The organism is Methylomarinum sp. Ch1-1 (genome assembly GCF_030717995.2).
In the GTDB taxonomy this organism is placed as follows: domain Bacteria; phylum Pseudomonadota; class Gammaproteobacteria; order Methylococcales; family Methylomonadaceae; genus Methylomarinum; species Methylomarinum roseum.
The window spans coordinates 3,783,277-3,808,749 of the sequence record NZ_CP157743.1 but is presented as its reverse complement, the minus strand read 5'-3'; the positions used below and the strand labels follow the sequence as shown (position 1 = coordinate 3,808,749).

The window sequence follows — 25,473 nt, the reverse complement described above, 5'->3', positions numbered from 1 at the left end:
AAACACGCCAACTATTCAGATAAAATTCTTATCGGTCCTCAGTGAGGAATCGTGCAATTAGAGATACGCTGAATAGCTGCAAGGCTTGTTATAAAAGGCAGGGTTTTCCTGCCTTTTTTTATGCGTTTGATGATTCTTAATGTCCTTCGTTATGAGATGTGGGCTGTGCTGACGATAGGAAGCGCACCCGTGTTCGGCGTGCTTTACGTTTCAGTGCATCTCATGGATCCAGGAAACGAAGGCGGCGCGAATAGGCATTAATCGATAAAACGCCGGCTTAAATCGGTAAATTCATCGATTCTACGATCTCTCAGAAAAGGCCAGATATTTCTGACCTGGGTGCTTCTTTCTGTGTCGAGTTGATAAATTAATAAGGTATCATCGTGAGAACCGGCGTGCGTCAGTATTTCTCCCTGAGGGCCGGCAATAAAACTATTCCCCCAGAATTCAATTCCGCCATTATTATCCGGATCCGGCGCCGGTTCGAAACCGATTCTGTTACAAGATATCAGCGGTAAACCGTTGGCGACGGCATGGCCGCGCTGCACGGTAATCCAGGCGTTTTTCTGCCGTTCTTTTTCATCATCGCTATCGTTGCGGTCCCAACCAATCGCGGTCGGGTAAATTAATATCTCGGCGCCGGACAGCGCCATTAAACGGGCCGCTTCCGGATACCATTGATCCCAGCAGATCAATACCCCTAATTTGCCGATTGACGTATTAATCGGTTTAAATCCCAAATCGCCCGGCGTAAAGTAAAACTTTTCATAATAGCCGGGGTCGTCCGGTATATGCATTTTCCGATATTTACCGGCGATACTGCCGTCTTTATCGAATACCACGGCGGTATTGTGATAAAGCCCGGGGGCGCGGCGTTCAAATATCGTCGAAACTATGACGATATTGTTTTTTTTGGCGACCTCGCTTAATATCTCTGTCGCCGGACCGGGAATGCTTTGCGCCTGCTTGAATACCTCGGTGTCCTCGGTTTGACAAAAATAGGGGCCGAGATGTAGTTCCGGCAACACGACGAGGTCGGCTTTTTTTGCGGCGGCCTGTTCGATTTGCTGTATCGAATAGTTTAGATTGGATTCCTGGTCCAGCCCGCAAGGCTGCTGAACCGCGCTGACGGTTAGAAGGGTGCTCATAGTTTTAAATCCACGATAGCGGGAAACTGCATGGTCATGCAATGCAGGCTTCCGTATTGATGAATCAAGGGGCGACAGGGGGTGGCAATGATGTCATGCTCGGGAAAGCATTCGGTCAACCTAGCTAAGGCCACGTCGTCCATGGGATCATCATAGACAGGCGCCATCACGGCGCCGTTGATGATCAGGAAGTTGGCGTAATTGCCGGGCAGACGTTGTCCGTCGTCGTCATAAATGGCTTGCGGCAGTGGCAGGGGGGCCAGTTGGTAAGGTTCGCCCGCGCATGTTCTGAACGACCGTAATTGGGTTTCCATTTGCTTCAGGCTGGCGTAATGCGGATCTGCGCTATCTTCGCAGGCGCTATAGGCGATGGTGTCCGCGCTGCAGAAACGCGCCAGGGTATCGATATGGGCGTCGGTGTCGTCGCCGGCCAGGTTGCTTTGTTGCAGCCACAAAATGCGTTCGGCGCCTAGTGTTTTTTCCAGTTGCCGGGAAATGGCTTGCTGGTCCATGCCGGGGTTTCGGTTGGGGTTGAGCAGGCAATTAGCCGTCGTCAGTAAGGTTCCTTGGCCGTCGGATTCCAGGCTGCCGCCTTCCAGGACAAAGTCGATGTCGCTGGTGGGCAGGCCTTGGAAAATGGCGTGTTTCAGCAGATTTCGGTTTAGCGCGTTGTCGGCGCCATGTTCGTATTTGTTGCCCCAGCCGTTGAAGCGGAAATTCAACAGTCTGGCTTGGCCTTGATCTTCTATCGTTAAAAAAACGGTATCGCGCAGCCAGATGTCGTTATAGTCGGCCTGAATGAAGGAGATGGCTTCGGCGTCGGACAGTAAAGAATTGATATGTTGTCGGTGCCGAAGATCTTTGCAGACGATCAGCAGCGGTTGAAAACGGCTGATCGTTTCGGCGATGAAACGGTAACTGTTTTCGACGGCCTGCAAATTGACAAAATCGCCGTCGGGATGCGGCCAGGCGATGATGACGGCGGATTGAGGTTCCCATTCTGCTGGAAAACGGATCATCGATGTTGATCTCCTAGATTAAGCATTTCCTCGGCATGGGCCAAGGTGTTATCGGTCATGTTGACGCCGCCCAGCATGCGCGCGATTTCGGCGACGCGCTCCTCTCGATTGAGGGCCCTGACGCTGGAGGAGGTCATGTTCTTGCTGTTGTTTTTGGCGACGAATAAATGATGATGCGCCTGCGCCGCGACTTGAGGGAGATGGGTCACGCACATGACTTGGCGACGATCGCTGAGGCGGCGCATTTTTTGGCCGACGATCTCGGCAATGCCGCCGCCGATGCCGGAATCGACTTCGTCAAAAATCATCGTCGGCGTGGTTTTGTCTGTGCTGGTGGTGACTTGTATCGCCAGGCTGATGCGCGACAATTCGCCGCCGGATGCGACTTTGGCCAGCGGCTTGGCGGGCAGGCCGGGATTGGCGCTGACCAGAAATTCGATGTTATCGTTTCCGTACGACGTCGGTTTGTCGTTTTGCTGCGGTTTGATGTCGACGATGAATTCACCGTGCGGCATGCCTAATTCCTGGATCATCGCGGAAATTTTATCGGCCAGTTCGACGCCATGACGTTTTCGCTTCTGACTGAGCTTATCGGCCAGCTCGGCGTATTCTTGCAACAGTTGCTCGCAGTGTTCCTGCAGTTTGTCGATGCGTTCACTGCTATGAGTGAGGTTGTCGAGCTCTTCAGCAATCTGCATGGCGACCTCGGGCAGTTTTTCGGCGTCGACATGATGTTTGCGGCTCAGGTTCAGAATGATGCCGATTTGTTCGTCCAGCCAGCTTAGCCGTTGCGGATCGGCTTCCTGGGCTTCCAGGTAACGGCGCAACTGTTGTGAGGCTTCGGCGATTTGAATTTGGGATTCGTTCAGCAATTCGGCGACTTCGCCGAGGTCGGATGAATATTGACTTAATTCGGTCAATTCGTGAATGCTGTGACTTAGCATCTGGATCATCGACTGCTGTTCGTTTTCGTAAAGCAGATCCAGCTGTTGCTGGCCGACGCTCAATATCTGGCCTAGATTGGCCAAGGTGTTATGTTCCTCTGAAAGGGCTTGATAATTGAAATTTTCCAGGTCGAGTTGCTGCAGTTCATCCAGTTGATAGCGGAGCAGTTCTTCACGCTCAGTCTGGTCCTCGCTGGCCTTGACGAGGGCGTTGAGTTCCCGATTCAGCTGCTTCCAGGTCTGATAAACCGTATTGATTTGTTCGAGCAACGCCTGATTGCCGGCGTAGCTGTCGAGCAAGCGGCGTTGTTCCTCGCCGTTCAGCAGCGTCAGGTGAGCATGTTGGCCGTGAATTTCCACCAATAAACGACTCAAACCCTGCAGCGTCTGCAAGGTCACCGGGCGGTTGTTGATATAGGCTTTGGAGCGACCATCCTGATTGATGATGCGACGAATCAGGCAGTGTTGCTCGTCATCCAGTTCATTGTCTTCCAGCCACTTTTGCGCCAGCGGCGCGTCGCCCAGGCCGAATTCGATATTGATTTCGGCGCGCTTGCTGTGCGGGCGGATATAGCCGGCGTCGGCGCGGTCTCCCAGGGCCAGTCCCAGCGCGGTCAGCAGTATCGATTTGCCGGCCCCGGTTTCGCCGGTCAGCACCGACATGCCGGTTTCCAGATCCAAATCCAGCTTGTCGACGACGGCCAGGTCGTTGATGTTGATATTAAGTAGCATAATCAATTAAGGTGAAGCGGGTTATATGAACGGATTGTTGTAATTATTCACCCAGCACCTAAATTAACGAAGATTATTAATCATAGCCAATAACCTAGGGTATTTAGGTGCTGGGAAATCAATGACCTACTGCCTAAAACCCGAAAGATACTGAATAGTTACGGATTGTTTTTATCATGTCGTCGGCACAGCAGGCTTTGTCTACTCGTTATCCTACTACAGGCCATTAGTCGTATTATAGCGGTCGCAGTTCAAAATTTAGCCGCCGGCGTCGATTGCAGGCTGTGGCAATGCCTGCTCGTCTGAGGATGAGGGTGCCGTGGATGGGCGGTATTAATAGCCGGTTTAAATGTGGTAATCTCGGCTCCAATTCAGTTTGCCTCTGAGTATGTGGAAGAAGTCGTGGTCCTCGGGGTGGAGAATTGTAATCGGTTTTACTTCCTTTTTAATCATAATTTTATCGCTAATCAAGACTTCCGGAATTTCCAGATGGTCGCAGGTGACTAGCGCATTGATTTGTTTGGCCTGGCTGAAGCGGATTTCTATTTCCGAATCATCGTCGATCACTAACGGGCGGTTGGATAAGGTATGCGGATTCAGGGGCACCAACACCAAGGCGTTCAATGACGGGTGGATGATGGGGCCGCCGGCGGATAGGGAATAGGCGGTTGAGCCGGTCGGTGTCGATACAATCAGGCCGTCGGAGCGTTGAGTATTCAGATAAACGCCATCGATGGTGGTGATGATTTCAATCATGCTAGGGGTGACCCAACGATGCACAACGACTTCATTGACGGCCGTTTGTTGATGGATGACTTCGCCGTCTCGAATGATTTTGGCTCGCAATAGATAGCGATTTTCCTCGCGATATTTTCCTGCCAATATCGGCCCGAGTTTGGCGGACAATTGCTCCGGTGAAATGTCGACTAAAAAACCCAGCCTGCCCAGGTTGACGCCGATTAACGGGACGCCATAGGCGACAATGGCTCTTGCCGCGGCTAGGAAAGTACCGTCGCCGCCCACCGCAATGATGACGTCGCAATGTTGCCCCAGTTCTTCCATAGGGCAGCGTCGAATTGCCGGCTCGTGAATGAAATCGCCGCTGCGTTGATCGATATATACGGTGTAATGTTTGTTTTTCAGAAGTTGGTAAAGATTGTTCAGTGTTTCCGCAATGCTTGGATCGCTGGGTTTGCCGATAATGCCGATGGTCTGAAAAGAGTTTTTTTGCATCGCTTGCTGTGATGAAAGGATCGATGATCAATTATACAAAAAAAAGGGAATTGTTTTTTATAAAGACGAAAGTGGGGGGTTAAGCGTGAAAATAATGATTTTGATGGGGGTGTTACTCAGTTTCGGGATGGCGGGCGCCAATGAGAAGGTTGAGGTTGGGCGTTTTTCTGCTGGCGACCTATCCGGCTGGGAGAGTAAGCGCTTCGAGGGGGACACTCGATATCGGCTGATCGACATCGATGGCCTGTCGGTTTTAAAGGCTGAAAGCCAGGCGTCCGCGTCCGGCTTATATAAGAAGCAGCGTATCGATCTCTTTAAAACGCCTTATTTGAATTGGCGATGGCGAATAATGCGGCGTTTGTCGAAGAGAGATGAATTGGAGAAGTCCGGCGATGATTATGTTGCTCGCGTCTATGTGGTGGTCAGCGGTGGTTGGGCTTTCTGGAAAACCCGGGCGATTAATTATGTCTGGTCCGGCAATCAAGCAAAAGGGATGGTATGGCCCAATGCGTTTGCCGGCGATCATGCGATGATGATGGCGTTGCGTGATCGCCGGGACAGCGTCGCCGTTTGGTATCGAGAGCGTCGTAATGTGTTGGAAGATTTGCAGCGTCTGTTTGGCGAACGGATTCGTTATGTGGATGCGGTTGCGCTGATGACCGATAGCGATAATGGCGGCGGTCAGGCGGAAAGTCTTTACGGCGATATTTATTTTTCCGAGCGATAAGCGTGCGACCGGATAATGTAGGGCGGCTTCGCGAAATATTGCGGACGGAGTTACAAACTCCGTCCAGCTTTGAGAATTCATTCGGCGGTTGCCATGCGTGACCCTCGTTCCCACGCTCCTGCGTGGGAATGCATACCAGGCTTAAGGTGGCACAAAGTATGGGTTCCCACGGAGGACCGTGGGAACCAGGAACCGGTGCGCTTCCTATCGTCAGCACCCCCCCTACCCGCACCGGTAGGGTGGATCAAGCGCAGCGGATCCGCCAACGTAGGGCGGCTTCGCGAAGCAAGCCGCCAAAACCCGCTACCGTGGCAGAATCCCAAAGCGGGACGGAGTTTGCAACCTTTTCCGAAAAAACCGGTGCGCTTCCTATCGTCAGCACACCCTGCCCGCACCGGTGGGGTGTTGCGCCAGGGCGGTTGACATTAAATTGAGTTGCTGATAGTTTTGCGGCTAGCACTCTCCGGTGAAGAGTGCTAATTATTAAACCTTGGGTGTCAGCGTGAGAAATAATCAGGATTTAAACGAAAGATCCCTTCATTTACTAAAAGCGTTAGTCGAACGTTATATTCAGGAGGGTCAGCCGGTAGGCTCGCGGGTGCTGTCAAAGGATTCTGAGTTAAAGCTCAGTCCGGCCACGATACGTAATGTGATGGCGGATCTGGAAGACTTGGGGTTGATACACTCGCCGCATACTTCGGCGGGACGCGTGCCGACCGTCCGGGGTTATCGGCTTTTTGTCGATTCCTTGATCACCGTCAAGCCGCTCGAGTCTCAATTGTTGGAGTATTTGTCCGAAGGCCTGGAGCATGAAGATGAGGATTCGGCGGCGCTGCTCGAGAAAGCCTCGAAATTATTGTCGGACGTCACCCATATGGCGGGCATTGTCACGTTGCCGCGGCGCGAAGTCGTCAGTTTGCGTCATATCGAGTTTTTGCCTTTATCGAAGACGCGGGTATTAGTGATTCTTGTCACCAACGATCAGCAGGTTCATAACAAAATCATCAATACCGATAAGGAATTTAGCGCCGCGGAACTGCAGCAGGCTAGCAATTACCTGAATTCGATTTATTCGGGCCGCAGCATCAGCGAGGTGCGTCAGGCGCTGCTGAAGGAATTGGAGCAGGATCAGAAAAGGGTCAATCAAGGCATGATCGATGCGGTCAACATGGCGCAATTGGCATTTGATCACAAGCCCCAGGAAGATTATGTGTTGAGCGGGCAGACCAATTTGATGGGCTTTTCCGAATTGTCCAATATGGAGCGGCTGAAGCAATTATTCGACGCCTTCAATCAAAAACGCAGCATCATACATCTGTTGGATAAATGCCAGCATGCCGATGGCGTGCAAATTTTCATTGGCGAGGAGGCCGGCTATCAGGCATTCGAGCCCTGCAGTCTAGTGACTTCGCCTTATATGGTAAACAAAGAGGTAGTGGGCGTATTAGGAGTGATCGGTCCGACCCGTATGGCCTATGAAAAAGTGATTCCTTTTGTCGATATGACTGCAAAATTATTGGGTGCGGCCTTGAATCCGAAATGATAATCCCCATCTTAAAAAACATCTTGAAAAAACATTAATAGCCGGGAGTAATAAATGACTAAAGAACAGGGGCAGCCTGAAGCTCAATCAGACAGCGAGCTGATTGAGGAAGTTCTTGAGCAAACCAATAACAGCGCAGCGGAAGAACGCGTCGTTGAGGCGGGGGAAGCCGAGCAAAAGGGAAAGCAAGCGGAGCAACCGGAAGCGACGATAGATGAGTTGCGTAAGCAGTTGGCGGCGGCGGAAAAAAAGGCCGAAGAAAACTGGGATAAATTAATGCGCGTTCAGGCCGAGATGGAAAATCTGAAGCGTAGGACACGCATCGATGTCGAGAATGCGCATAAGTTCGCATTGGAGAAATTCACCAAGGAATTGTTAAGCGTTATCGATAGTCTGGAGCTCGGCATACAAGCGGCCTCCGGCGACAGCCCGGAAGTGGTCAAGCTCAGAGAAGGCAGCGAATTGACGATGAAGCAATTCGAAGCGGTCTTTGCAAAATTCAATATCGAAGCCATCGATCCCCTCGGTGAGCCGTTCGATCCGGAAAAACATCAGGCGATGAGCATGATGCCGTCCGCCGACGTAGAACCGAATACCGTATTAAATGTTTTTCAGAAAGGTTACATGCTCAATGGGCGCTTGATTCGTCCAGCCATGGTGGTTGTTTCTAAGGCGGAAGACAAGCCGGAAGGCGATTCGACAAAAATTGATGAGCAGGCTTGAAATTAAAGCAACTAACCGCATATCTGTATTAACTTTATTAAAACAAACAATCAAGTCTGGAGAATTTAATGGGTAAAATAATTGGAATTGATTTAGGCACCACGAACTCTTGTGTTGCCATTCTTGAGCATGGGACGGCGCGGGTTATCGAAAACAGTGAGGGTGCGCGTACAACGCCTTCGATCATTGCCTTCACCAACGACAACGAAGTCTTGGTGGGTCAATCGGCAAAGCGTCAGGCGGTCACCAATCCCGACAACACCTTGTTTGCCATCAAGCGTCTGATCGGTCGCCGTTTCAAAGACGACGCGGTGCAAAAAGACATCAAGATGGTGCCTTATAAGATCATCGAGGCGGAAAACGGTGACGCCTGGGTCGAATGTCATGGTAAAAAAATGGCGGCGCCCGAAGTCTCTTCCCGTGTGTTGATGAAACTGAAAAAAGATGCGGAAGCGTATCTGGGTGAAGAAGTCAAAGAGGCCGTGATTACCGTACCGGCTTACTTTAATGATTCCCAGCGTCAAGCCACCAAGGACGCCGGTCGTATCGCGGGTCTGGATGTCAAACGCATCATCAACGAGCCGACTGCGGCGGCGTTGGCGTTCGGTATGGACAAGCCAAAAGGCGACAGCACGATCGCCGTTTATGACCTCGGCGGCGGCACCTTTGACATTTCCATTATCGAGATTGCCGAAGTCGAAGGCGAGCATCAGTTTGAAGTGCTGTCGACCAATGGCGATACTTTCTTGGGGGGTGAAGATTTTGACTTGCGAATCATCGATTATCTGGCCGAAGAGTTCAAAAAAGAAAACGGCATCGACCTGCACAGCGATCCTTTGGCGCTGCAGCGTTTGAAGGAAGCGGCGGAAAAAGCCAAAATCGAATTGTCATCTTCGACCCAAACCGATGTCAACTTGCCTTATGTGACCGCCGACGCCACCGGTCCGAAACACCTGAACGTCAAATTGAGTCGGGCGAAGCTGGAAGCCTTGGTAGAGGACTTGATCGATAAAACCAGACATCCATGTGAGCAAGCTCTGAAGGATGCCGGTTTGTCCACGTCGGAAATCAGTGACGTGATTCTGGTGGGGGGGCAGACTCGTATGCCTAAGGTGCAGGAGTTCGTTAAAGGGTTTTTCGGTAAAGAACCACGTAAAGACGTTAACCCCGATGAGGCGGTGGCGTTGGGGGCGGCGATTCAGGCCGGCGTTTTGGGTGGCGATGTCAAAGACGTACTGTTGTTGGATGTGACTCCGCTGTCGTTGGGTATCGAAACGATGGGCGGCGTGATGACCAAGTTGATCGAAAAAAACACCACGATTCCGACCAATGCTTCGCAGGTGTTCTCGACTGCCGAAGACAATCAGACCGCGGTGACGGTGCATGTGTTGCAGGGCGAGCGTGAAGTTGCGGCCGGCAATAAATCATTGGGTCGTTTTGATCTCGCCGATATTCCACCGGCGCCGCGCGGCATTCCGCAAATCGAAGTCTCTTTCGATATCGACGCCAACGGCATCTTGAACGTGTCGGCGAAAGACAAGGCGACCGGAAAACATCAGTCCATCGTGATCAAGGCTTCCAGCGGTTTGTCGGATGACGAAGTCGAACGCATGGTTAAAGATGCTGAGGCGCATGCCGATGAAGACAAGAAGGTGACCGAATTGGTTGCCGCCCGTAACTCGGCGGAAGGCATGATCCATGCAACGGAAAAATCGTTGGAGGAACTGGGCGACCAGGTTCCTGGCGATGAAAAGTCTGCGATCGAAGCGGCGATCAACGAGTTGAAGGAAGCCGTTAAAGGTAACGATAAAGAGGCTATCGAAGCGAAAACGACGGCGTTGACCGAGCTGTCAGGCAAACTGGCTGAGCGCATTTATGCGCAGAAAGGCGGCGCCGAAGGTGCGGCTCAGGCCGGAGCGGAAGCAGAGCAAACGTCTCAGCATTCTGCGGCCGATGACGGTGTCGTCGATGCGGAGTTTGAAGAAGTCAAAGATGACGATAAAAAATAATTAATAATTTGCGGGGCTGTTCATATCAGCCCCTTTTTTTCCTTTAGACAGGATATAAGAAAACCGCCGGTTATTGCTGGCGGTTATTTACGTTATGGCAAAAGAAGATTTTTACAAACTGTTGGGTGTTGATAAAAACGCCAGCGATGCCGAGATCAAGAAAAGTTATCGGCGCATGGCGATGAAGTATCATCCGGACAGGAATAAGGACAATTCGGAGCAAGCTGAAAAAAAATTCAAACAAATCAAAGAAGCATACGAAGTATTATCAGATCCGAAGAAGCGTTCGGCTTATGATCAGTTCGGTCACGCCGGCGTCGATCAGTCGATGGGCGGCGGTCATGGTTTTGGCGGCGCCGAGAGTTTCAGCGACATTTTCGGCGATGTATTCGGCGATATCTTTGGCGGCGCTGGCGGTCGTCAACGCAGCAACGTGCAACGGGGTTCGGATCTTCGCTACAACCTGGAATTGACGCTGGAAGAAGCCGTTGGCGGCGCCGAAGCGACCGTGAAAGTGCCGGTGTTGGTGGCGTGTGATGAGTGTGGCGGCAGCGGTGCGCAAAAAGGCTCCAGTCCGGTAACCTGTTCAACCTGTCACGGCCAGGGTCAGGTCAGAATGCAACAAGGTTTTTTCTCTGTGCAGCAAACTTGTCCGACCTGTCGTGGCGCCGGTAAGATCATCAAAGACCCGTGCCGTAAATGCTACGGTCAAGGGCGGGTGCAGGAAACTAAAACCCTGTCGGTCAAGGTGCCGGCCGGTGTGGATACCGGCGATCGTATTCGTTTGGCCGGAGAGGGTGAGGCGGGCGTCAACGGCGGGCCGGCCGGCGATCTGTATGTTCAGGTCCAGGTCAAGGATCATCCGATTTTTACTCGCGATGGCGCCAATCTTTATTGCGAAGTCCCTATCAGCTTTCCGACGGCATGTCTGGGCGGCGAGCTGCAGGTGCCGACCTTGGACGGCAAGGTCAAGTTGAAGATACCGGCGGAAACTCAGACCGGTAAGCTGTTTCGGTTGCGCGGCAAAGGCGTGAAGCAGGTGCGTGGCGGCGCGGTCGGCGATTTGTTATGTCGTGTGCAAATCGAAACGCCGGTGAAGCTGACCAAGGAGCAGAAAGAGTTGGTGGAGAAACTGCGCGACACTTTATCCGGCGGCGGCAAAAAACACAGTCCCCAGGAGCATTCTTGGACCGATGGCGTAAAAAGCTTTTTTGATAAATTGACGGGATAATCATGATACGAATAGCGGTGGTCGGGGCGTCCGGCAGAATGGGCTTATGTTTAATCAAGGCGGCCATGATGTCGAAACAGACGGAATTGACGGCGGCGATCTCTCGCCCTGAGAGCGCGGCGATCGGCTGTGATGCCGGTGAGTTGGCGGGAGTCGCCAATGTCGGCGTCAAAGTGGTCGAGGATCTGGCGGCGGTCACCGATCAGTTTGACGTGCTGATAGACTTTACTCGCCCGGAGGCCTCGCTGGAATATATCGAGCTTTGCCGGCAAGCGGGTAAAAAAGTAGTGATCGGCACCACCGGTTATAGCGAGGCGCAAAAGGATGTGATCAGGCGAGCGGCGAAGGACATTGCCGTGGTGCTGGCGCCGAATATGAGCGTCGGCGTTAATTTATCTCTGAAGCTGCTGGAGATGACCGCCAAGGTCATGGGAGATTATACCGATATCGAGGTGATCGAAGCGCACCACAGGCATAAAGTCGATGCGCCGTCCGGCACGGCATTGAGAATGGGGGAAGTGGTCGCGGAAACGCTGGGACGAGATTTGAAGGATTGCGCGGTCTACGGCCGCGAGGGCGATACCGGTGAGCGTGATCGTAAAACCATCGGTTTTTCCACGATACGCGCCGGCGATATCGTCGGCGAGCACACCGTGATGTTCGCCGATGAGGGGGAGCGGGTCGAAATCACTCATAAAGCCAGCAGTCGAATGACTTTCGCCAATGGCGCGGTTAGAGCGGCCGTTTGGCTAGCCGACAAAGACAAGGGGTTGTATGACATGCAGGACGTGCTGGGTCTGAAAGGCTAGTATCCAGCCGACGGTTGCGATGTAACGCGTAGGGCGGCTTCGCGAAGCAAGCCGCCAAACCCCGCCACCGGGGCAAAATTGCAAAGCCGGACGGAGTTTGCAACTCCGTCCGCAACCTTTCACCGATTGCCTGGCGGCTAATCCACCCGTCAAAAACCTGGAATGCTTATCTTGCATAATCGATGAATCTTCCAAGAAATAGTAAATTGTTAATGAATTTCTAGCCATAATTTCGTAAAATTACAATTATTTTTGTCTACTACAACGGGATCGGCCTGAGAGGCTTATCCCGTTTTGCACATTTAAAGGTGGCTAATCTTGAACAATCCTGCATTGCTGGTATTGGAAGACGGCACGGTATTTCACGGCGTGTCGATAGGCGCGGACGGCTATTCCGTTGGCGAAGTGGTTTTTAATACTTCATTGACCGGGTATCAGGAAATCCTCAGCGATCCCTCCTATGCCCGTCAAATTGTGACGTTGACATATCCGCATATCGGTAATGTCGGCGCCAATAGCGAAGATAACGAGTCGAATAGTGTGTACGCCAGTGGCTTGGTGATTCGTGATTTGCCGCTTCTGGCCAGCAACTGGCGCTCTGAAAAAACCTTGTCCGAATATCTACAGGACAACGACGTCGTGGCGATTGCCGATATAGACACGCGCAAGCTGACCCGTATTTTACGGGACAAAGGCGCGCAACGAGGTTGTGTCATGGCCGGTGGCAGCATCGACATAGAGCGAGCGACGCAGGCGATACAGGAGTTTGCCGGTTTGAAAGGCATGGACTTGGCCAAGGAAGTGACGACTGCGGAGGTTTACGAGTGGAATGAAGATATTTGGCGTCTGGGGCAGGGCTATGGCGTCGCCGAAAATCCAAGCAAGCATGTTGTGGCTTACGATTTTGGGGTTAAGCGCAATATTCTCAGGTTGTTAGCCAATCGGGGCTGTCGAGTCACGGTGGTGCCGGCGACTACCGACGCGGCCGATGTGTTGGCGATGAATCCGGATGGTGTGTTTCTGTCCAACGGTCCCGGCGACCCCGAACCCTGTGTCTATGCGATTGAGGCGATAAGGACCATCCTGGAAAAGAAAATCCCCGTGTTCGGCATTTGTCTGGGACATCAGTTGTTGGCCTTGGCCAGCGGCGCGAAAACCGAAAAAATGAAATTCGGCCATCATGGCGCTAATCACCCGGTGCAGCAAAGATCGACCGGGCGAGTCATGATCAGCAGCCAGAATCACGGTTTTGCGGTCAATGAGAATTCGCTGCCAAACAATGTCAAAGCGACTTATCATTCTTTATTCGATGGCAGCCTACAAGGCATCGAGCGCACCGATTGTCCGGCGATGAGCTTTCAGGGGCACCCCGAAGCCAGTCCCGGGCCGCACGATGTAGAAGCCCTATTTGACGATTTCATCGCGATGATGAATCAGGCCGCCCAATAACTCCGCAGAATAAAGCTTACCCAATATGCCAAAAAGAACTGACATAAAATCCATTTTATTATTAGGCGCCGGCCCTATCGTGATCGGCCAGGCCTGTGAATTCGATTATTCCGGGACGCAAGCCTGTAAGGCGCTGCGCGAGGAAGGTTATCGAGTGATTCTGGTCAACTCCAATCCGGCCACGATCATGACTGATCCGGATATGGCGGATGCGATTTATATCGAGCCGATAGACTGGCAAACCGTCGAAAAAATTATCGAAAAAGAGCGTCCCGATGCCGTTTTACCGACCATGGGTGGACAGACGGCGCTGAATTGCGCATTAGATCTGGACGCCAATGGCGTGTTGGCTAAATACGACGTCGAGATGATCGGGGCGAGCAAGGAGGCGATCAGAAAGGCGGAAGATCGCGACCTGTTCAATCAGGCGATGCGAAAAATCGGCTACGATGTCGCCAAATCCAAGGTGGCCCACTCTATGGAGGAAGCCTTCGCGGCGCAGAAAGAAGTTGGTTATCCGACCATTATTCGTCCTTCGTTTACGATGGGCGGCAGCGGTGGAGGCATCGCCTATAACAAGGAAGAGTTCATCGAGATTTGCGAACGCGGCCTGTATTTGTCGCCGACCAATGAGTTATTGATCGAAGAATCGGTGTTGGGCTGGAAAGAATTTGAAATGGAGGTGGTGCGCGACTCGAAAGATAATTGCATCATCGTTTGCTCGATCGAGAACTTCGATCCGATGGGTGTTCATACCGGCGATTCGATCACCGTGGCGCCGGCGCAATCGTTGACCGATAAGGAATATCAGATTTTGCGGAATTTATCGCTGGACGTGTTGCGTGAAATCGGCGTCGACACCGGCGGCTCCAATGTGCAGGTGGCGATCAATCCGCACGACGGTCGATTGGTGGTGATCGAAATGAATCCGCGAGTATCGCGTTCTTCGGCATTGGCGTCTAAGGCGACCGGTTTTCCGATTGCCAAGGTGGCGGCGAAACTGGCTGTCGGTTATACCCTGGATGAATTGCGCAACGAAATCACCGGCGGCGCGACCCCGGCTTCTTTCGAACCGACCATCGATTATGTCGTCACCAAGGTGCCGCGCTTCGCCTTCGAGAAATTTCCTCAAGCCGACGATCGCTTGACCACGCAAATGAAGTCGGTCGGCGAGGTGATGGCGATAGGGCGAACTTTTCAGGAATCGCTGCAGAAGGCGCTGCGCGGATTGGAAATCGGCGTCGACGGATTGGATGAGATTGCTGATCTGGAGGAAGAAAACAGTCAGGACATTATTCAACGTGAATTGCGCCATCCGGGCCCGCATAGACTGTGGTACCTGGCCGACGCCTTTCGCGCCGGCATGAGCTTTGCCGATATACACGAGGCCTGTAAAATCGATCCCTGGTTCTTGTCCCAGGTCGAAGACCTGGTGCTAACCGAGAACACCCTGGCCAGCAAGACCTTGGCGACGTTGGAAGACGGCGAGTTGCTGCGCCTCAAGCGCAAGGGTTTTTCCGACGCACGCTTGGCCAAATTGTTGGATACCAAGGAAACGGAAGTGCGTAATGTAAGGCACAAACAGCATATCCGGCCGGTGTTCAAGCGCATTGATAGCTGCGCCGCCGAATTTGCCTCCGATACCGCTTATCTATATTCCACTTATGAAGAGGAATGCGAGGCAAAAGCCACCGATAAGGATAAGATTATCATCCTGGGCGGCGGCCCGAATAGGATCGGTCAGGGCATCGAATTCGATTATTGCTGTGTGCATGCGGCATTGGCCTTGCGTGAAGATGGTTTTGAAACCATCATGATCAATTGCAACCCAGAAACGGTTTCCACCGATTTCGATACTTCCGACCGGCTTTATTTTGAACCGCTGACGCTGGAAGATGTGCTGGAAATCATTGATCTGGAGCAACCCAAGGGCGTGATCGTCCAGTACGGCGGGCAAACGCCGCTGAAACTCGCGCGAGCGCTGGAAGCCGCCGGAGCGCCGATTATCGGCACCTCCCCTGACTCTATCGACCTGGCGGAAGACCGTGAACGCTTTCAGAAGTTGTTGGAGCGACTCGATCTACAACAGCCGCCAAATGCGACGGCGCGTTCGGTCGAGCAGGCGGTTAATTCGGCCAAGGAGCTGGGGTATCCGTTAGTGGTCAGACCGTCCTATGTATTGGGCGGGCGGGCGATGGAAATCGTCATTAACGAGGAAGGTTTGCGCCGATACATGAAAGAGGCGGTGACGGTGTCGAATGATTCGCCGGTGTTGCTCGATCGCTTCCTCGATGATGCGGTGGAAATGGATGTCGATGCGATCTATGATGGCGAAACGGTGTTGATCGGGGGCTTGATGGAACATATTGAGCAGGCCGGCGTCCATTCCGGTGACTCGGCCTGTTCCATTCCGCCCTATGATTTGCCGCAGGCCATTCAGGATCAACTGCGCGAGCAGGTTGCTAAGATGGCCGAAGCCTTGGGGGTGCGTGGTTTAATGAACACTCAATTCGCTATACAGGGTGAAACCATTTATGTTCTGGAGGTCAATCCGAGGGCGTCGCGGACAGCGCCGTTTGTCTCCAAGGCGACCGGCTATCCGTTGGCTAAGATCGCCGCGCGTTGTATGGTGGGGATCTCGTTGAAAGAGCAGGGCGTTACCGAAGAACGCGTCCCCGAGTATTATTCGGTCAAGGAAGCGGTGTTTCCGTTTGTTAAATTTCCGGGCGTCGATCCGCTGTTGGGGCCGGAAATGAAATCAACCGGCGAGGTGATGGGCATCGGCAAGACTTTTGGCGAAGCCTTCGCCAAGTCTCAACGCGCCGCCGGCATCGATCTGAGTCTGAGCGGCAAGGTGTTGATGAGCATTCGCGATACCGACAAGCCGAAGATCGCCGAAATCGCACAGATGCTGATCGATAAAGATTATCAGATCGTCGCAACCCGAGGGACGGCGAGAGTCTTGAGGGAGGCCGGTATTCCTTGTGAAGAGGTTTTCAAGGTCAATGCCGGGCGTCCGAATACCGTGGATATGATCAAAAACGATCAGATACAGTTGATCGTCAATACCACCGAAGGCATCAAGTCGATCGCCGATTCGTTCACGATGAGAAGAGAAGCCCTGCAACATCGCGTGACTTATTACACCACGATCGCGGGCGCGAAGGCGGCCTGTTATGCATTGGGTGAATTAAGCGCCGGCGATGTAAATTGTTTGCAGGATTTGCATGATACCTTTTAGACTTGATCTTCACTGATTAGACAACAGCTAAAAAGAAATTTTGGAGTAGTTAATGAATAAAGTGCCTCTGACCGTAACCGGTGCAAATAAATTGCGTGAGGAATTGGATGAGCTGAAATCGGTGGTTCGTCCAAGAATTATCGCGGCCATTGCAGAAGCGCGCGAACACGGTGATTTGAAAGAAAATGCCGAATATCATGCGGCCCGTGAACAGCAAAGTTTTACCGAAGGGCGCATCGCCGAGATTGAAGCTAAATTATCCAACGCCAATATTATCGATGTGACCAAGATGGACGCCAACGGCAAGGTGATTTTTGGCGCAACGGTTGAAATCGAAGACCTGGACACCGAAAAGGTGGTCACTTATCAAATCGTCGGTGAGGATGAGGCGAATATCAAAGAGGGGCGCATTTCGGTCGGTTCGCCGATTGCCAGGGCGCTGATCGGTAAGGAAGTGGAGGATGTCGTGACCGTCAAGGCGCCGGGAGGTGATGTCGAATATGAGATCCTGTCGATTAAATATATATAAAGCGCCCTGAGTCCGGTTGGAAAAAGGGCGATTTTCGCCCTTTTTTATTGGTCGGGGTTTGCCCGATAGATGACGATGATTTGGCCGATGGTTTGCACCAAGTCGGCGCCGGTTGACGCGCATATTTTCTCGCTAATCTGCTGACGATCTGCTCTCTCGGCGCGGATTTTTACCTTGATCAGTTCATGAGCGTCCAGAGCCAGTTCAATTTCATTCAAGACCGCATCGCTAAGCCCGGCTTGGCCGATGAGGATGACGGGTTTTAATGGATGGGCCTGGGCTTTCAGTTTCTTTTTGTCCGCAGAATTCACTCTGTTTCCTTAAAATTAAAAAATAACGCAATTTTACACCACAACAAATTATGGCGCGAAGTAAAAGTAGTCGACAATGGATGCAGGAACATTTCCAGGATGAATATGTCAAAAAAGCTCAGATCCAGGGATACCGCTCACGCGCAGTATTCAAGCTGATGGAGATTCAGGACAAGGATAAGATCATACGGCCGGGTATGAATGTGGTAGACCTAGGCGCCGCACCGGGAGGCTGGTCGGAATATGTCAGGAAGATTCTCGCTAAAAAAGACAAGGTCATTGCGCTGGACTTATTGGCGATTGAGCCGATCGAAGGGGTCGAGTTTATTCAAGGCGATTTTCGGGAAGATGAGGTGCTCGATGAATTGTATCGCGTGTTGGATGGCGAACCGGTGGATTTGCTGTTATCAGACATGGCGCCGAATATGAGCGGCAACAAGGCGATGGATCAGCCCAGAGCAATTTACCTAGGCGAGCTGGCCTTGGATACCGCGCAAACCGTCTTGACCAAGGGCGGTACTATGTTGATCAAGATGTTTCAGGGCGCTGGTTTCGACGCTTATCTCAATGACGTTAAAAAATACTTCAATAGTGTGACCATTCGGAAGCCGAAAGCCTCCAGGGCGAGGAGCAATGAGGTTTATATTTTGGCGAAAGGGTTTAAATAAACCGAATAGCCCTTATATTTAACTAAAGGGTGATTGTAATGAGTGACGGGGGCGGAATTGATGAGGCGTGACAAGCCAATTAAACGATCAGGGCCTACATTTCCTGATACAATTACTAGGATTTTTATAGTGAAGACTGTTCCGGTCTGGAGCGTGTAACTTGAATGATATGATTAAAAATATAGTGTTATGGGTTGTCATAGCTGTCGTTTTGATGTCCGTATTCAATAACTTTGGGGCGAGGTCGAATCTAGCCGATTCTGCATTGTCCTATACTCAGTTTCTGTCGTCGGTGAAATCCGGTCAGGTACAGCAGGTTGTTATTGATGAAAATTCGATTAAAGGCAAAATGCAGACTGGCGAGAAATTCAAGACTTATGCGCCGAATGATCCGCATTTAGTCGATGATCTGCTTGCCAATGGCGTTGAAATCAAGGCTCAGCCTCCGGAAGAGCCGTCGATGTTGATGCAGATTTTTGTTTCTTTTGGGCCGATACTGCTGTTGATTGCGGTCTGGGTGTTTTTTATGCGTCAGATGCAGGGCGGCGCTGGCGGCGGCCGTGGCGGCGCTATGGGCTTCGGCAAAAGCAAGGCTCGGATGCTGGAGCAGGATCAGAATAAGATTACCTTCGCCGACGTCGCCGGTTGTGATGAAGCCAAGGAAGAAGTTGAGGAAATGGTCGATTTTCTGAAAGATCCGGCTAAATATCAGAAATTGGGTGGCAAGGTGCCGCGTGGCGCATTGATGGTGGGGCCGCCGGGCACCGGTAAGACCTTGCTGGCTCGTGCGATTGCCGGCGAAGCGAGAGTACCGTTTTTTACGATTTCGGGTTCCGATTTCGTCGAAATGTTTGTCGGCGTCGGCGCCTCGCGGGTGCGCGACATGTTCGAGCAGGCCAAGAAACACGCGCCCTGCATCATCTTCATCGACGAGATCGACGCGGTCGGTCGTTCCCGCGGCGCCGGTTTAGGCGGCGGCAATGATGAGCGCGAGCAGACTCTGAATCAATTGTTGGTTGAGATGGACGGCTTCGAGGGGCATGAAGGCATTATCGTGATCGCGGCCACTAACCGCGCCGACGTGCTGGATAAGGCGTTGTTGCGTCCCGGTCGTTTTGACCGTCAGGTCACGGTCGGTCTGCCGGATGTGAAGGGTCGTGAGCAGATCTTGAAGGTGCATATGAAAAAAGTGCCGTCTGCCGACGATGTGGAAATCAAGTATATTGCGCAAGGTACGCCCGGGTTTTCCGGCGCCGACTTGGCCAACCTGGTCAATGAGGCGGCATTGTTCGCAGCGCGTCTAAACAAGCGCTTGGTTAGCATGGTGGACTTGGAAAAAGCCAAGGACAAACTGATCATGGGCGCGGAACTCCGCTCGATGGTGATGAGCGAGAAAGAAAAGAAAATGACCGCTTATCATGAGGCGGGGCATGCCATCGTTGGGCGTCTGGTGCCCGACCATGATCCGGTTTACAAGGTCAGTATCATGCCGCGCGGGCGCGCCTTGGGTATCACGATGTTCTTGCCGGAAACCGATCAATACAGCGCCAGTAAGCGTAAATTGGATAGCATGATATCCAGTCTGTATGGCGGGCGTATCGCCGAAGAGCTCATCTTTGGTTGGGAAGAGGTGTCTACCGGCGCTTCCAACGATATTGAAAGAGCCACCGAGTTGGCCAGAAATATGGTTACTAAATGGGGCCTGTCGCAACGCCTGGGGCCTCTGGCTTATAGCGAGGAAGAAGGCGAGGTGTTTTTGGGGCGTTCCGTGACTCAGCATAAAACGGTTGCCGAAGAAACTTCTCATACCATCGATGAGGAAATTCGCTCCATCATAGACAGGAACTATGAGCGGGCGGAAAAGATTCTGAAGGACAATGAGGATATACTTCATGCGATGGCCGCGGCTTTGATGAAGTACGAAACCATCGATAAGTTCCAGATCGAAGACTTGATGACGAGAAAGCCTGTCAGAGAGCCTCAGGGCTGGGACGATACGCCACCGAGGAGCGGTGGCGTGAAGGCCGACGACGATAATAAGGCCGATGGAAAAGAGGCGCCAATCGCCGGTGCGACCGAGCAGAGCTAAACTCTGTTAAAATGAAAAGGAGAGGCTTTGAGTCTCTCCTTTTTTTTGGTTTGAAGAAAGATGGATTGATCGATGGCAAAAAAATATTTCGGTACAGACGGTATCAGGGGTAAGGTAGGTTCATATCCGATTACTGCGGATTTTATGCTGAAACTGGGTTGGGCAACCGGCCGCGTCTTTGCGAAAGAGGGGAGCGGCTTCGTCTTGGTCGGCAAGGATACCCGTATATCCGGTTACATGTTTGAGTCGGCGTTGGAAGCCGGCTTGTCGGCAGCCGGCGTGGACACCCGCATGCTGGGGCCAATGCCGACCCCCGGCATTGCTTATTTGACTCGGACCCTGCGCGCTAAGGCGGGTATCGTGATTAGCGCCTCCCATAACCCTTATTACGATAACGGCATTAAGTTTTTTTCCGTCGATGGTACTAAGTTGCCGGACGGGTTGGAATATCAGATCGAAAAATACCTCGATTCGCCGATGACGACCGTTGAATCGGCCCATTTGGGCAAGGTCAAGCGGGTCGGTGATGCGGCGGGTCGCTACATAGAATTTTGCAAGGCGACCGTACCTACCAGGCTGGATTTCAAGGGCATGAGGATCGTTATCGATTGTGCCCATGGCGCGACTTATCATATCGCACCGCATGTCTTTAGCGAGGTAGGGGCCGAAGTCGTCGCCATCGGCGCCGATCCGGATGGTTTGAATATCAATGACGAGTGCGGCGCCACTAAACCTGAGAACTTGGTTGCTAAGGTGCGGGAGTACCGTGCCGATCTCGGTATAGCCTTGGATGGCGATGGAGACCGCCTGATCATGGTGGATCATAAGGGGGAGATCGTCGATGGGGATGAATTGATTTATATCATCGCCAAATCGCGCCTCAAGGCCGGAAAATTGGCCGGGCCGGTCGTAGGTACGCTGATGACTAATTTGGGCATGGAGCACGCTCTGAATAAGGAAGGGGTCAAATTGTTGCGCGCCAAGGTCGGGGACCGCTATGTGATGGAAATGCTGGTCGAGCAAAATGGTATCTTGGGCGGTGAAGGTTCCGGTCATATCATTTGTTTGGACAGAACGACCACCGGAGACGGTATCGTTGCCGCGTTGCAGGTGCTGGCGGAAATGCGTTATAGCGGTAAAAGCCTGCATGAGCTCAAGTCCGGCATGGAAAAATATCCCCAGGTTTTGCTCAATGTGCGGGTCGAAAGAAAGGTTGATCTCGATAAGCTCGATAGCGTGAAAAAAGCGGTCGGCGCCGTTGAGAAGAGTTTGGGGAGCAATGGTCGAGTGTTGTTGCGAGCATCGGGCACCGAGCCTTTAATCAGGGTGATGGTTGAAGGGGTCAATGAAGATGAGGTCAAGAGGTACGCCAATCAGTTGGCTGATGACGTCAGGAAGGCAATCGTTGCTTGAATTGCATGACGGTAACCTATATCATACCGAGTTTTATTTTTGCCTGGAGTAAGTGATGCGACAATCTTTGGTTATGGGAAATTGGAAAATGAATGGTTCTCGCGCGGAGAGCCTGGCGCTTGCGCAGTCTATCGTTGCCGGTTTGGAATCGGGTGATCAGGGTGTTGCGGTTTGTGTTCCATTTGTCTATTTATCCGATGTGCGCAGCGTTATCGAATCCACTCCACTGGCTCTGGGCGCGCAAAATGTGGCCGACCAAGAAAAAGGCGCTTATACCGGCGAAGTTTCGGCGGCTATGTTGAAAGATTGTGGTTGCACCTATGCTTTGGTTGGACACTCCGAGCGACGCTCTTACTACGGCGATAGCGATCAGTCGGTCGCGGCAAGATTCTGTCAGGCGCAGAAACAAGGTATAATACCAGTATTATGTGTCGGAGAAACTCTGGAAGAGCGCGAACAGGACAAAACCTTTGCCGTTATCGACAAGCAATTGGATGCCGTCATCGATATGGCGGGAATTGACGCCTTAGCGAACTCTGTGATCGCTTACGAGCCGGTTTGGGCGATAGGCACCGGTAAAACAGCGAGCGATGATCAGGCTCAGGAAGTCCATAAATATATTCGTCAGCGTATTGCTGAGAAAAGTCAGGAAATAGCCGATAAGATCCAGATTTTATACGGCGGTAGCGTTAAGCCTGATAATGCCAAAGCGTTGTTTGCGATGCCTGATATCGATGGTGGGTTGATTGGTGGCGCTTCTCTAGATGCTGACTCCTTTTTGAGCATTTATCGCTCGATTTAATTTATAGCGGTTATAAAAAACATATGTATCAGGTTATTATTGTTGTCCATGTTTTATTGGGCTTAGGTGTGGTCGGTTTGGTTTTAATGCAGCAAGGCAAGGGCGCCGATGCTGGCGCGGCTTTTGGTAGCGCTTCCTCTGGCTCGGTGTTTGGTGCTCAGGGTGCGGCTTCGTTTTTATCGAGAACGACAGCGGTCTTTGCAACATTATTCTTTGCGACCAGTCTGGGTTTGGCGGTATTAGGCGGTTATCAGGAAGAGCAAACCGACATCATGGATGCCCCGGCAGTCGAAGATGTTAAAGCTGACGTGCCTTTAGTGGAAGGTGGTGCGGCGCCAGTTGCTCAGGAAGAAGTGCCTCAGCAAGTGGTTAATGAAGCTAAGGAATCTGCCAAAGGCGGCGAATAATTGATACAGACAGGTAAAGAAAAAAAGCCGATGTGGTGAAATTGGTAGACACGCCATCTTGAGGGGGTGGTGACTTAGGTCGTGCCGGTTCAAGTCCGGCCATCGGCACCAGATGCAAGTCCGGGAAGCCCGGAAAAAACCCAGAAAGCCCAGAGTTATCAAGACTTTGGGCTTTTTTATGTCCGTTAGTGTCCGGTAAAAACCACTGGCAGCCGGGCATTTTTGATGGTATTTTTGATGGTATCGAGAGTATAAATTTTTACGATACCATCAAAATCGTTAAAAGCCTATTAATAACAATGGGTTGCAGCGTTTAAAATTTTAAAGGCGATACCATCAAATGTTGACGAATACAGCTATCAAGAACGCCAAGCCGAAAGAGAAGCCTTATAAGCTCACTGACGAGAAAGGGCTTTATCTGCTCATAAATCCCACTGGCAGCAAGTTGTTTAGGTTTAATTACCGCATTCAAGGCAAGCAAAAAACCATGTCCATCGGGGGGTATCCCGATGTAACGCTTGCCAAGGCCAGAGAGAAGCGCGACGAAGCAAGGAAACAAATTGCTGACGGTATCGACCCCATGCAGGAAAAGAAAACCGATAGTAACTTGTTTATCGATTTGGCTATGCTGTGGTTTAAGGCAAAACAAAGAATCATCGAGCCGATGACGCACAAGAAAAAACTTCGACGCTTTGAACTGCATGTGTTTCCGGTTATTGGGCAAACCCCGGTTAAAGACGTGAAGTCGCCGGATGTGTTCAACGTGGTAAGGCCATTGGTCGAAAAACACAAAATAGATTCGGCACACCGTATCCGGGCCGAAATAAGCGAAATTTACGCCTATGCCATAGCGCACGGCTTAACTGGGTACGACCCGGCGCAAGCGGTCGCCAAACAAATACCAGCGCATAAGGCGAAACATCGCACGGCATTGACCGAACCCAAGGACGTGGGTCAGCTTATGCGGGCAATTTATGCCTATAGCGGAACGTTTGTGGTTCAGCAAGCTTTAAGAATTTCACCGTTATTGTTCCAGCGCCCTGGAGAAATCAGGGCAATGGAGTGGGCTGATATCGACTTTACAGCAAAGGAATGGCGATATCTGGTCACAAAAACGAAGATTCAGCACATTGTCCCGCTTTCCGATCAGGCTATCACGATTTTGCGCGAGATCGAGCCGCTTACCGGGGCCGGGAGGTATGTTTTCCCTTCCAGCCGTAACGATGGCCGTCCCATGTCCGATAATGCGGTTAGAACGGCGCTACGGGCGATGGGTTACACCAATGACGATGTAACGCCGCACGGGTTCAGAACAACGGCAAGTACACTATTGAACGAACAAGGCTGGAGTCCTGACGCGATCGAGCGGCAATTATCACACATGCCAAGGGATCAGGTGCGGGCGGCCTATAACCGGGCGCAATACCTGGACGAACGCCGCCGCATGATGCAAGCCTGGGCCGATTACCTGGACGGCCTTAAAAACGGCGCTGAGGTGATACCGATCAGGAAACAGGTATAATCATATTGCCGGGCTAGGTTTAGCGGCTGAAACGCTGGATTCATCACCCAGCTTGCCCGGTTTCCTTTCAGTGATGATGCACTTTGATGGGGTGCGTATGAGTTCCAGATTGCCTAAAAGGGCGCATTCTGTATTGGCCGATTCTGAAAAACATTTCATGAAGCGTGATGGTCCTGTGGTTAAGCGTTTGCTTGATTGTCAGGATTCAGGTTTTATCAAGGCTTTCTGGCATATAGATAAAAATATCAAAAAATCTCAGGGTTCAGAGGGGTTATATTGGGCTATTTTTCTGCAAATATTGGTTGAATGTTCAAGCGATTATGCACGGGAAAAGAAAAAAGAAATTAGTGATGCTAAGAATGAATATGATGAAAAACTGGCGGAAATATCAAAGACGGCGGATAGCTTATCGAGACAAATAAAAGCGGCTCAATTGTTGGGCTCAAAATATGGCTTTTTCGAGAGTGCAGATTGCTGTCCATTTGAATTAATAAAGAATGCGGCTGATAATCAAGCGGATTCTGAAACTCGCCATAGGTTTAATGATCGGATAGCTGGTGGAGTTAATGAGGCTATAAAGGGAATTGAATTTAAATACTTCCCAGATATTCCAAATATCATCGATGAAATATCCCGCCAGTATTCAATGGGTTTTAAGGTTTCAGATGACGCGATGACGCCAAAAAAAGCCGGTAAAATCAATTTTTTCTGCGAGCATTTTTTTAAGGTTATTGACCATCAAATTGAAATAAGGCAATTGCCTTCAACAATCCTTAATATTACAGAACAGGAATTAGCGGATGTTTTGCAGGTTTCGCTAGGAGATGAATCAATTTGTGTTCAAGATGTGAAAAACTTCAAACAAAGTCAAAAAAAGAAAAAAGTTTAAATATGAGTCGTTTTTTCTAAACGTATTCATACCGA

21 protein-coding genes and 1 tRNA gene are annotated in these 25,473 nt (G+C 51.4%); 17 read left to right on the top strand and 5 right to left on the bottom strand.

Features of this window, described 5'->3' with window-relative positions; genetic code table 11:
- Nucleotides 1-257 precede the first annotated feature (257 nt).
- From Q9L42_RS17410 to Q9L42_RS17395, 4 genes are all read right to left on the bottom strand, one after another.
- On the bottom strand, nt 258-1,148 hold the full coding sequence (locus Q9L42_RS17410; protein WP_349431503.1) for a carbon-nitrogen hydrolase: 891 nt from the start codon (nt 1,146-1,148) through the stop codon (nt 258-260).
- Nucleotides 1,145-2,167 (bottom strand): agmatine deiminase family protein, encoded by a 1,023-nt coding sequence (locus tag Q9L42_RS17405; RefSeq protein WP_305907164.1) that lies wholly within the window; start codon nt 2,165-2,167, stop codon nt 1,145-1,147. The genes Q9L42_RS17410 and Q9L42_RS17405 overlap by 4 nt, the downstream gene beginning before the upstream one ends.
- Nucleotides 2,164-3,843, bottom strand: coding sequence for a DNA repair protein RecN (recN, locus tag Q9L42_RS17400; RefSeq protein WP_305907165.1), 1,680 nt, complete (start codon nt 3,841-3,843; stop codon nt 2,164-2,166). The genes Q9L42_RS17405 and recN overlap by 4 nt, the downstream gene beginning before the upstream one ends.
- Nucleotides 3,844-4,188: 345 nt before the next feature.
- Nucleotides 4,189-5,076, bottom strand: coding sequence for an NAD(+) kinase (locus Q9L42_RS17395; protein ID WP_305907166.1), 888 nt, complete (start codon nt 5,074-5,076; stop codon nt 4,189-4,191).
- A 94-nt stretch (nt 5,077-5,170) separates the two neighbouring features.
- Here Q9L42_RS17395 and Q9L42_RS17390 point away from each other — a divergent pair, with 94 nt between their 5' ends.
- The 9 genes from Q9L42_RS17390 (at nt 5,171) to greA (ending at nt 17,337) form a co-directional block, all read left to right on the top strand.
- Complete coding sequence (locus Q9L42_RS17390; protein ID WP_305910158.1) at nt 5,171-5,803, top strand: DUF3047 domain-containing protein; 633 nt, start codon at nt 5,171-5,173, stop codon at nt 5,801-5,803.
- Nucleotides 5,804-6,305: 502 nt separating this feature from the next.
- Nucleotides 6,306-7,346 carry a heat-inducible transcriptional repressor HrcA gene (gene hrcA / locus Q9L42_RS17385; protein ID WP_305907168.1) on the top strand — a complete coding sequence of 347 codons (1,041 nt, stop codon included), beginning with the start codon at nt 6,306-6,308 and terminating at the stop codon, nt 7,344-7,346.
- A gap of 54 nt (nt 7,347-7,400) precedes the next feature.
- Entirely contained in the window at nt 7,401-8,069 is a 669-nt protein-coding gene (grpE, locus tag Q9L42_RS17380; protein WP_349431502.1) for a nucleotide exchange factor GrpE, read from the top strand.
- Between the two features lie 68 nt (nt 8,070-8,137).
- The gene (gene dnaK, locus Q9L42_RS17375) at nt 8,138-10,078 is read left to right on the top strand and encodes a molecular chaperone DnaK (RefSeq protein WP_349431501.1); all 1,941 of its coding nucleotides are present in this window, start codon (nt 8,138-8,140) and stop codon (nt 10,076-10,078) included.
- Between the two features lie 94 nt (nt 10,079-10,172).
- Nucleotides 10,173-11,309, top strand: coding sequence for a molecular chaperone DnaJ (gene dnaJ / locus Q9L42_RS17370; RefSeq protein ID WP_349431500.1), 1,137 nt, complete (start codon nt 10,173-10,175; stop codon nt 11,307-11,309).
- Nucleotides 11,310-11,311: 2 nt separating this feature from the next.
- Entirely contained in the window at nt 11,312-12,118 is an 807-nt protein-coding gene (gene dapB, locus Q9L42_RS17365) for a 4-hydroxy-tetrahydrodipicolinate reductase (RefSeq protein ID WP_349431499.1), read from the top strand.
- A 318-nt stretch (nt 12,119-12,436) separates the two neighbouring features.
- Complete coding sequence (gene carA, locus Q9L42_RS17360) at nt 12,437-13,567, top strand: glutamine-hydrolyzing carbamoyl-phosphate synthase small subunit (protein WP_305907170.1); 1,131 nt, start codon at nt 12,437-12,439, stop codon at nt 13,565-13,567.
- Nucleotides 13,568-13,592: 25 nt separating this feature from the next.
- Complete coding sequence (carB, locus tag Q9L42_RS17355) at nt 13,593-16,808, top strand: carbamoyl-phosphate synthase large subunit (RefSeq protein ID WP_349431498.1); 3,216 nt, start codon at nt 13,593-13,595, stop codon at nt 16,806-16,808.
- A gap of 52 nt (nt 16,809-16,860) precedes the next feature.
- Nucleotides 16,861-17,337 carry a transcription elongation factor GreA gene (greA, locus tag Q9L42_RS17350; protein ID WP_305907171.1) on the top strand — a complete coding sequence of 159 codons (477 nt, stop codon included), beginning with the start codon at nt 16,861-16,863 and terminating at the stop codon, nt 17,335-17,337.
- A gap of 44 nt (nt 17,338-17,381) precedes the next feature.
- On the opposite strand, the gene yhbY is transcribed toward greA, so the two are convergent.
- Nucleotides 17,382-17,648 carry a ribosome assembly RNA-binding protein YhbY gene (gene yhbY / locus Q9L42_RS17345; RefSeq protein WP_305907172.1) on the bottom strand — a complete coding sequence of 89 codons (267 nt, stop codon included), beginning with the start codon at nt 17,646-17,648 and terminating at the stop codon, nt 17,382-17,384.
- A gap of 47 nt (nt 17,649-17,695) precedes the next feature.
- On the opposite strand from yhbY, the gene rlmE reads away from it, so the two are divergent.
- From rlmE to Q9L42_RS17305, 8 genes are all read left to right on the top strand, one after another.
- On the top strand, nt 17,696-18,316 hold the full coding sequence (rlmE, locus tag Q9L42_RS17340) for a 23S rRNA (uridine(2552)-2'-O)-methyltransferase RlmE (protein ID WP_305910159.1): 621 nt from the start codon (nt 17,696-17,698) through the stop codon (nt 18,314-18,316).
- A 169-nt stretch (nt 18,317-18,485) separates the two neighbouring features.
- Entirely contained in the window at nt 18,486-20,405 is a 1,920-nt protein-coding gene (gene ftsH, locus Q9L42_RS17335; RefSeq protein WP_305907173.1) for an ATP-dependent zinc metalloprotease FtsH, read from the top strand.
- Nucleotides 20,406-20,477: 72 nt separating this feature from the next.
- The gene (glmM, locus tag Q9L42_RS17330) at nt 20,478-21,818 is read left to right on the top strand and encodes a phosphoglucosamine mutase (protein ID WP_305907174.1); all 1,341 of its coding nucleotides are present in this window, start codon (nt 20,478-20,480) and stop codon (nt 21,816-21,818) included.
- 55 nt (nt 21,819-21,873) lie between these two features.
- Complete coding sequence (tpiA, locus tag Q9L42_RS17325; protein ID WP_305907175.1) at nt 21,874-22,620, top strand: triose-phosphate isomerase; 747 nt, start codon at nt 21,874-21,876, stop codon at nt 22,618-22,620.
- A 23-nt stretch (nt 22,621-22,643) separates the two neighbouring features.
- Nucleotides 22,644-23,027: a preprotein translocase subunit SecG gene (gene secG, locus Q9L42_RS17320; protein ID WP_305907176.1), complete on the top strand. Its 384-nt coding sequence runs from the start codon at nt 22,644-22,646 to the stop codon at nt 23,025-23,027.
- Nucleotides 23,028-23,053: 26 nt separating this feature from the next.
- Nucleotides 23,054-23,138: transfer RNA gene (locus tag Q9L42_RS17315), tRNA-Leu, on the top strand.
- A gap of 229 nt (nt 23,139-23,367) precedes the next feature.
- Complete coding sequence (locus Q9L42_RS17310; protein WP_349431496.1) at nt 23,368-24,549, top strand: tyrosine-type recombinase/integrase; 1,182 nt, start codon at nt 23,368-23,370, stop codon at nt 24,547-24,549.
- A gap of 97 nt (nt 24,550-24,646) precedes the next feature.
- Complete coding sequence (locus Q9L42_RS17305; RefSeq protein ID WP_349431495.1) at nt 24,647-25,438, top strand: hypothetical protein; 792 nt, start codon at nt 24,647-24,649, stop codon at nt 25,436-25,438.
- Nucleotides 25,439-25,473: the final 35 nt, after the last annotated feature.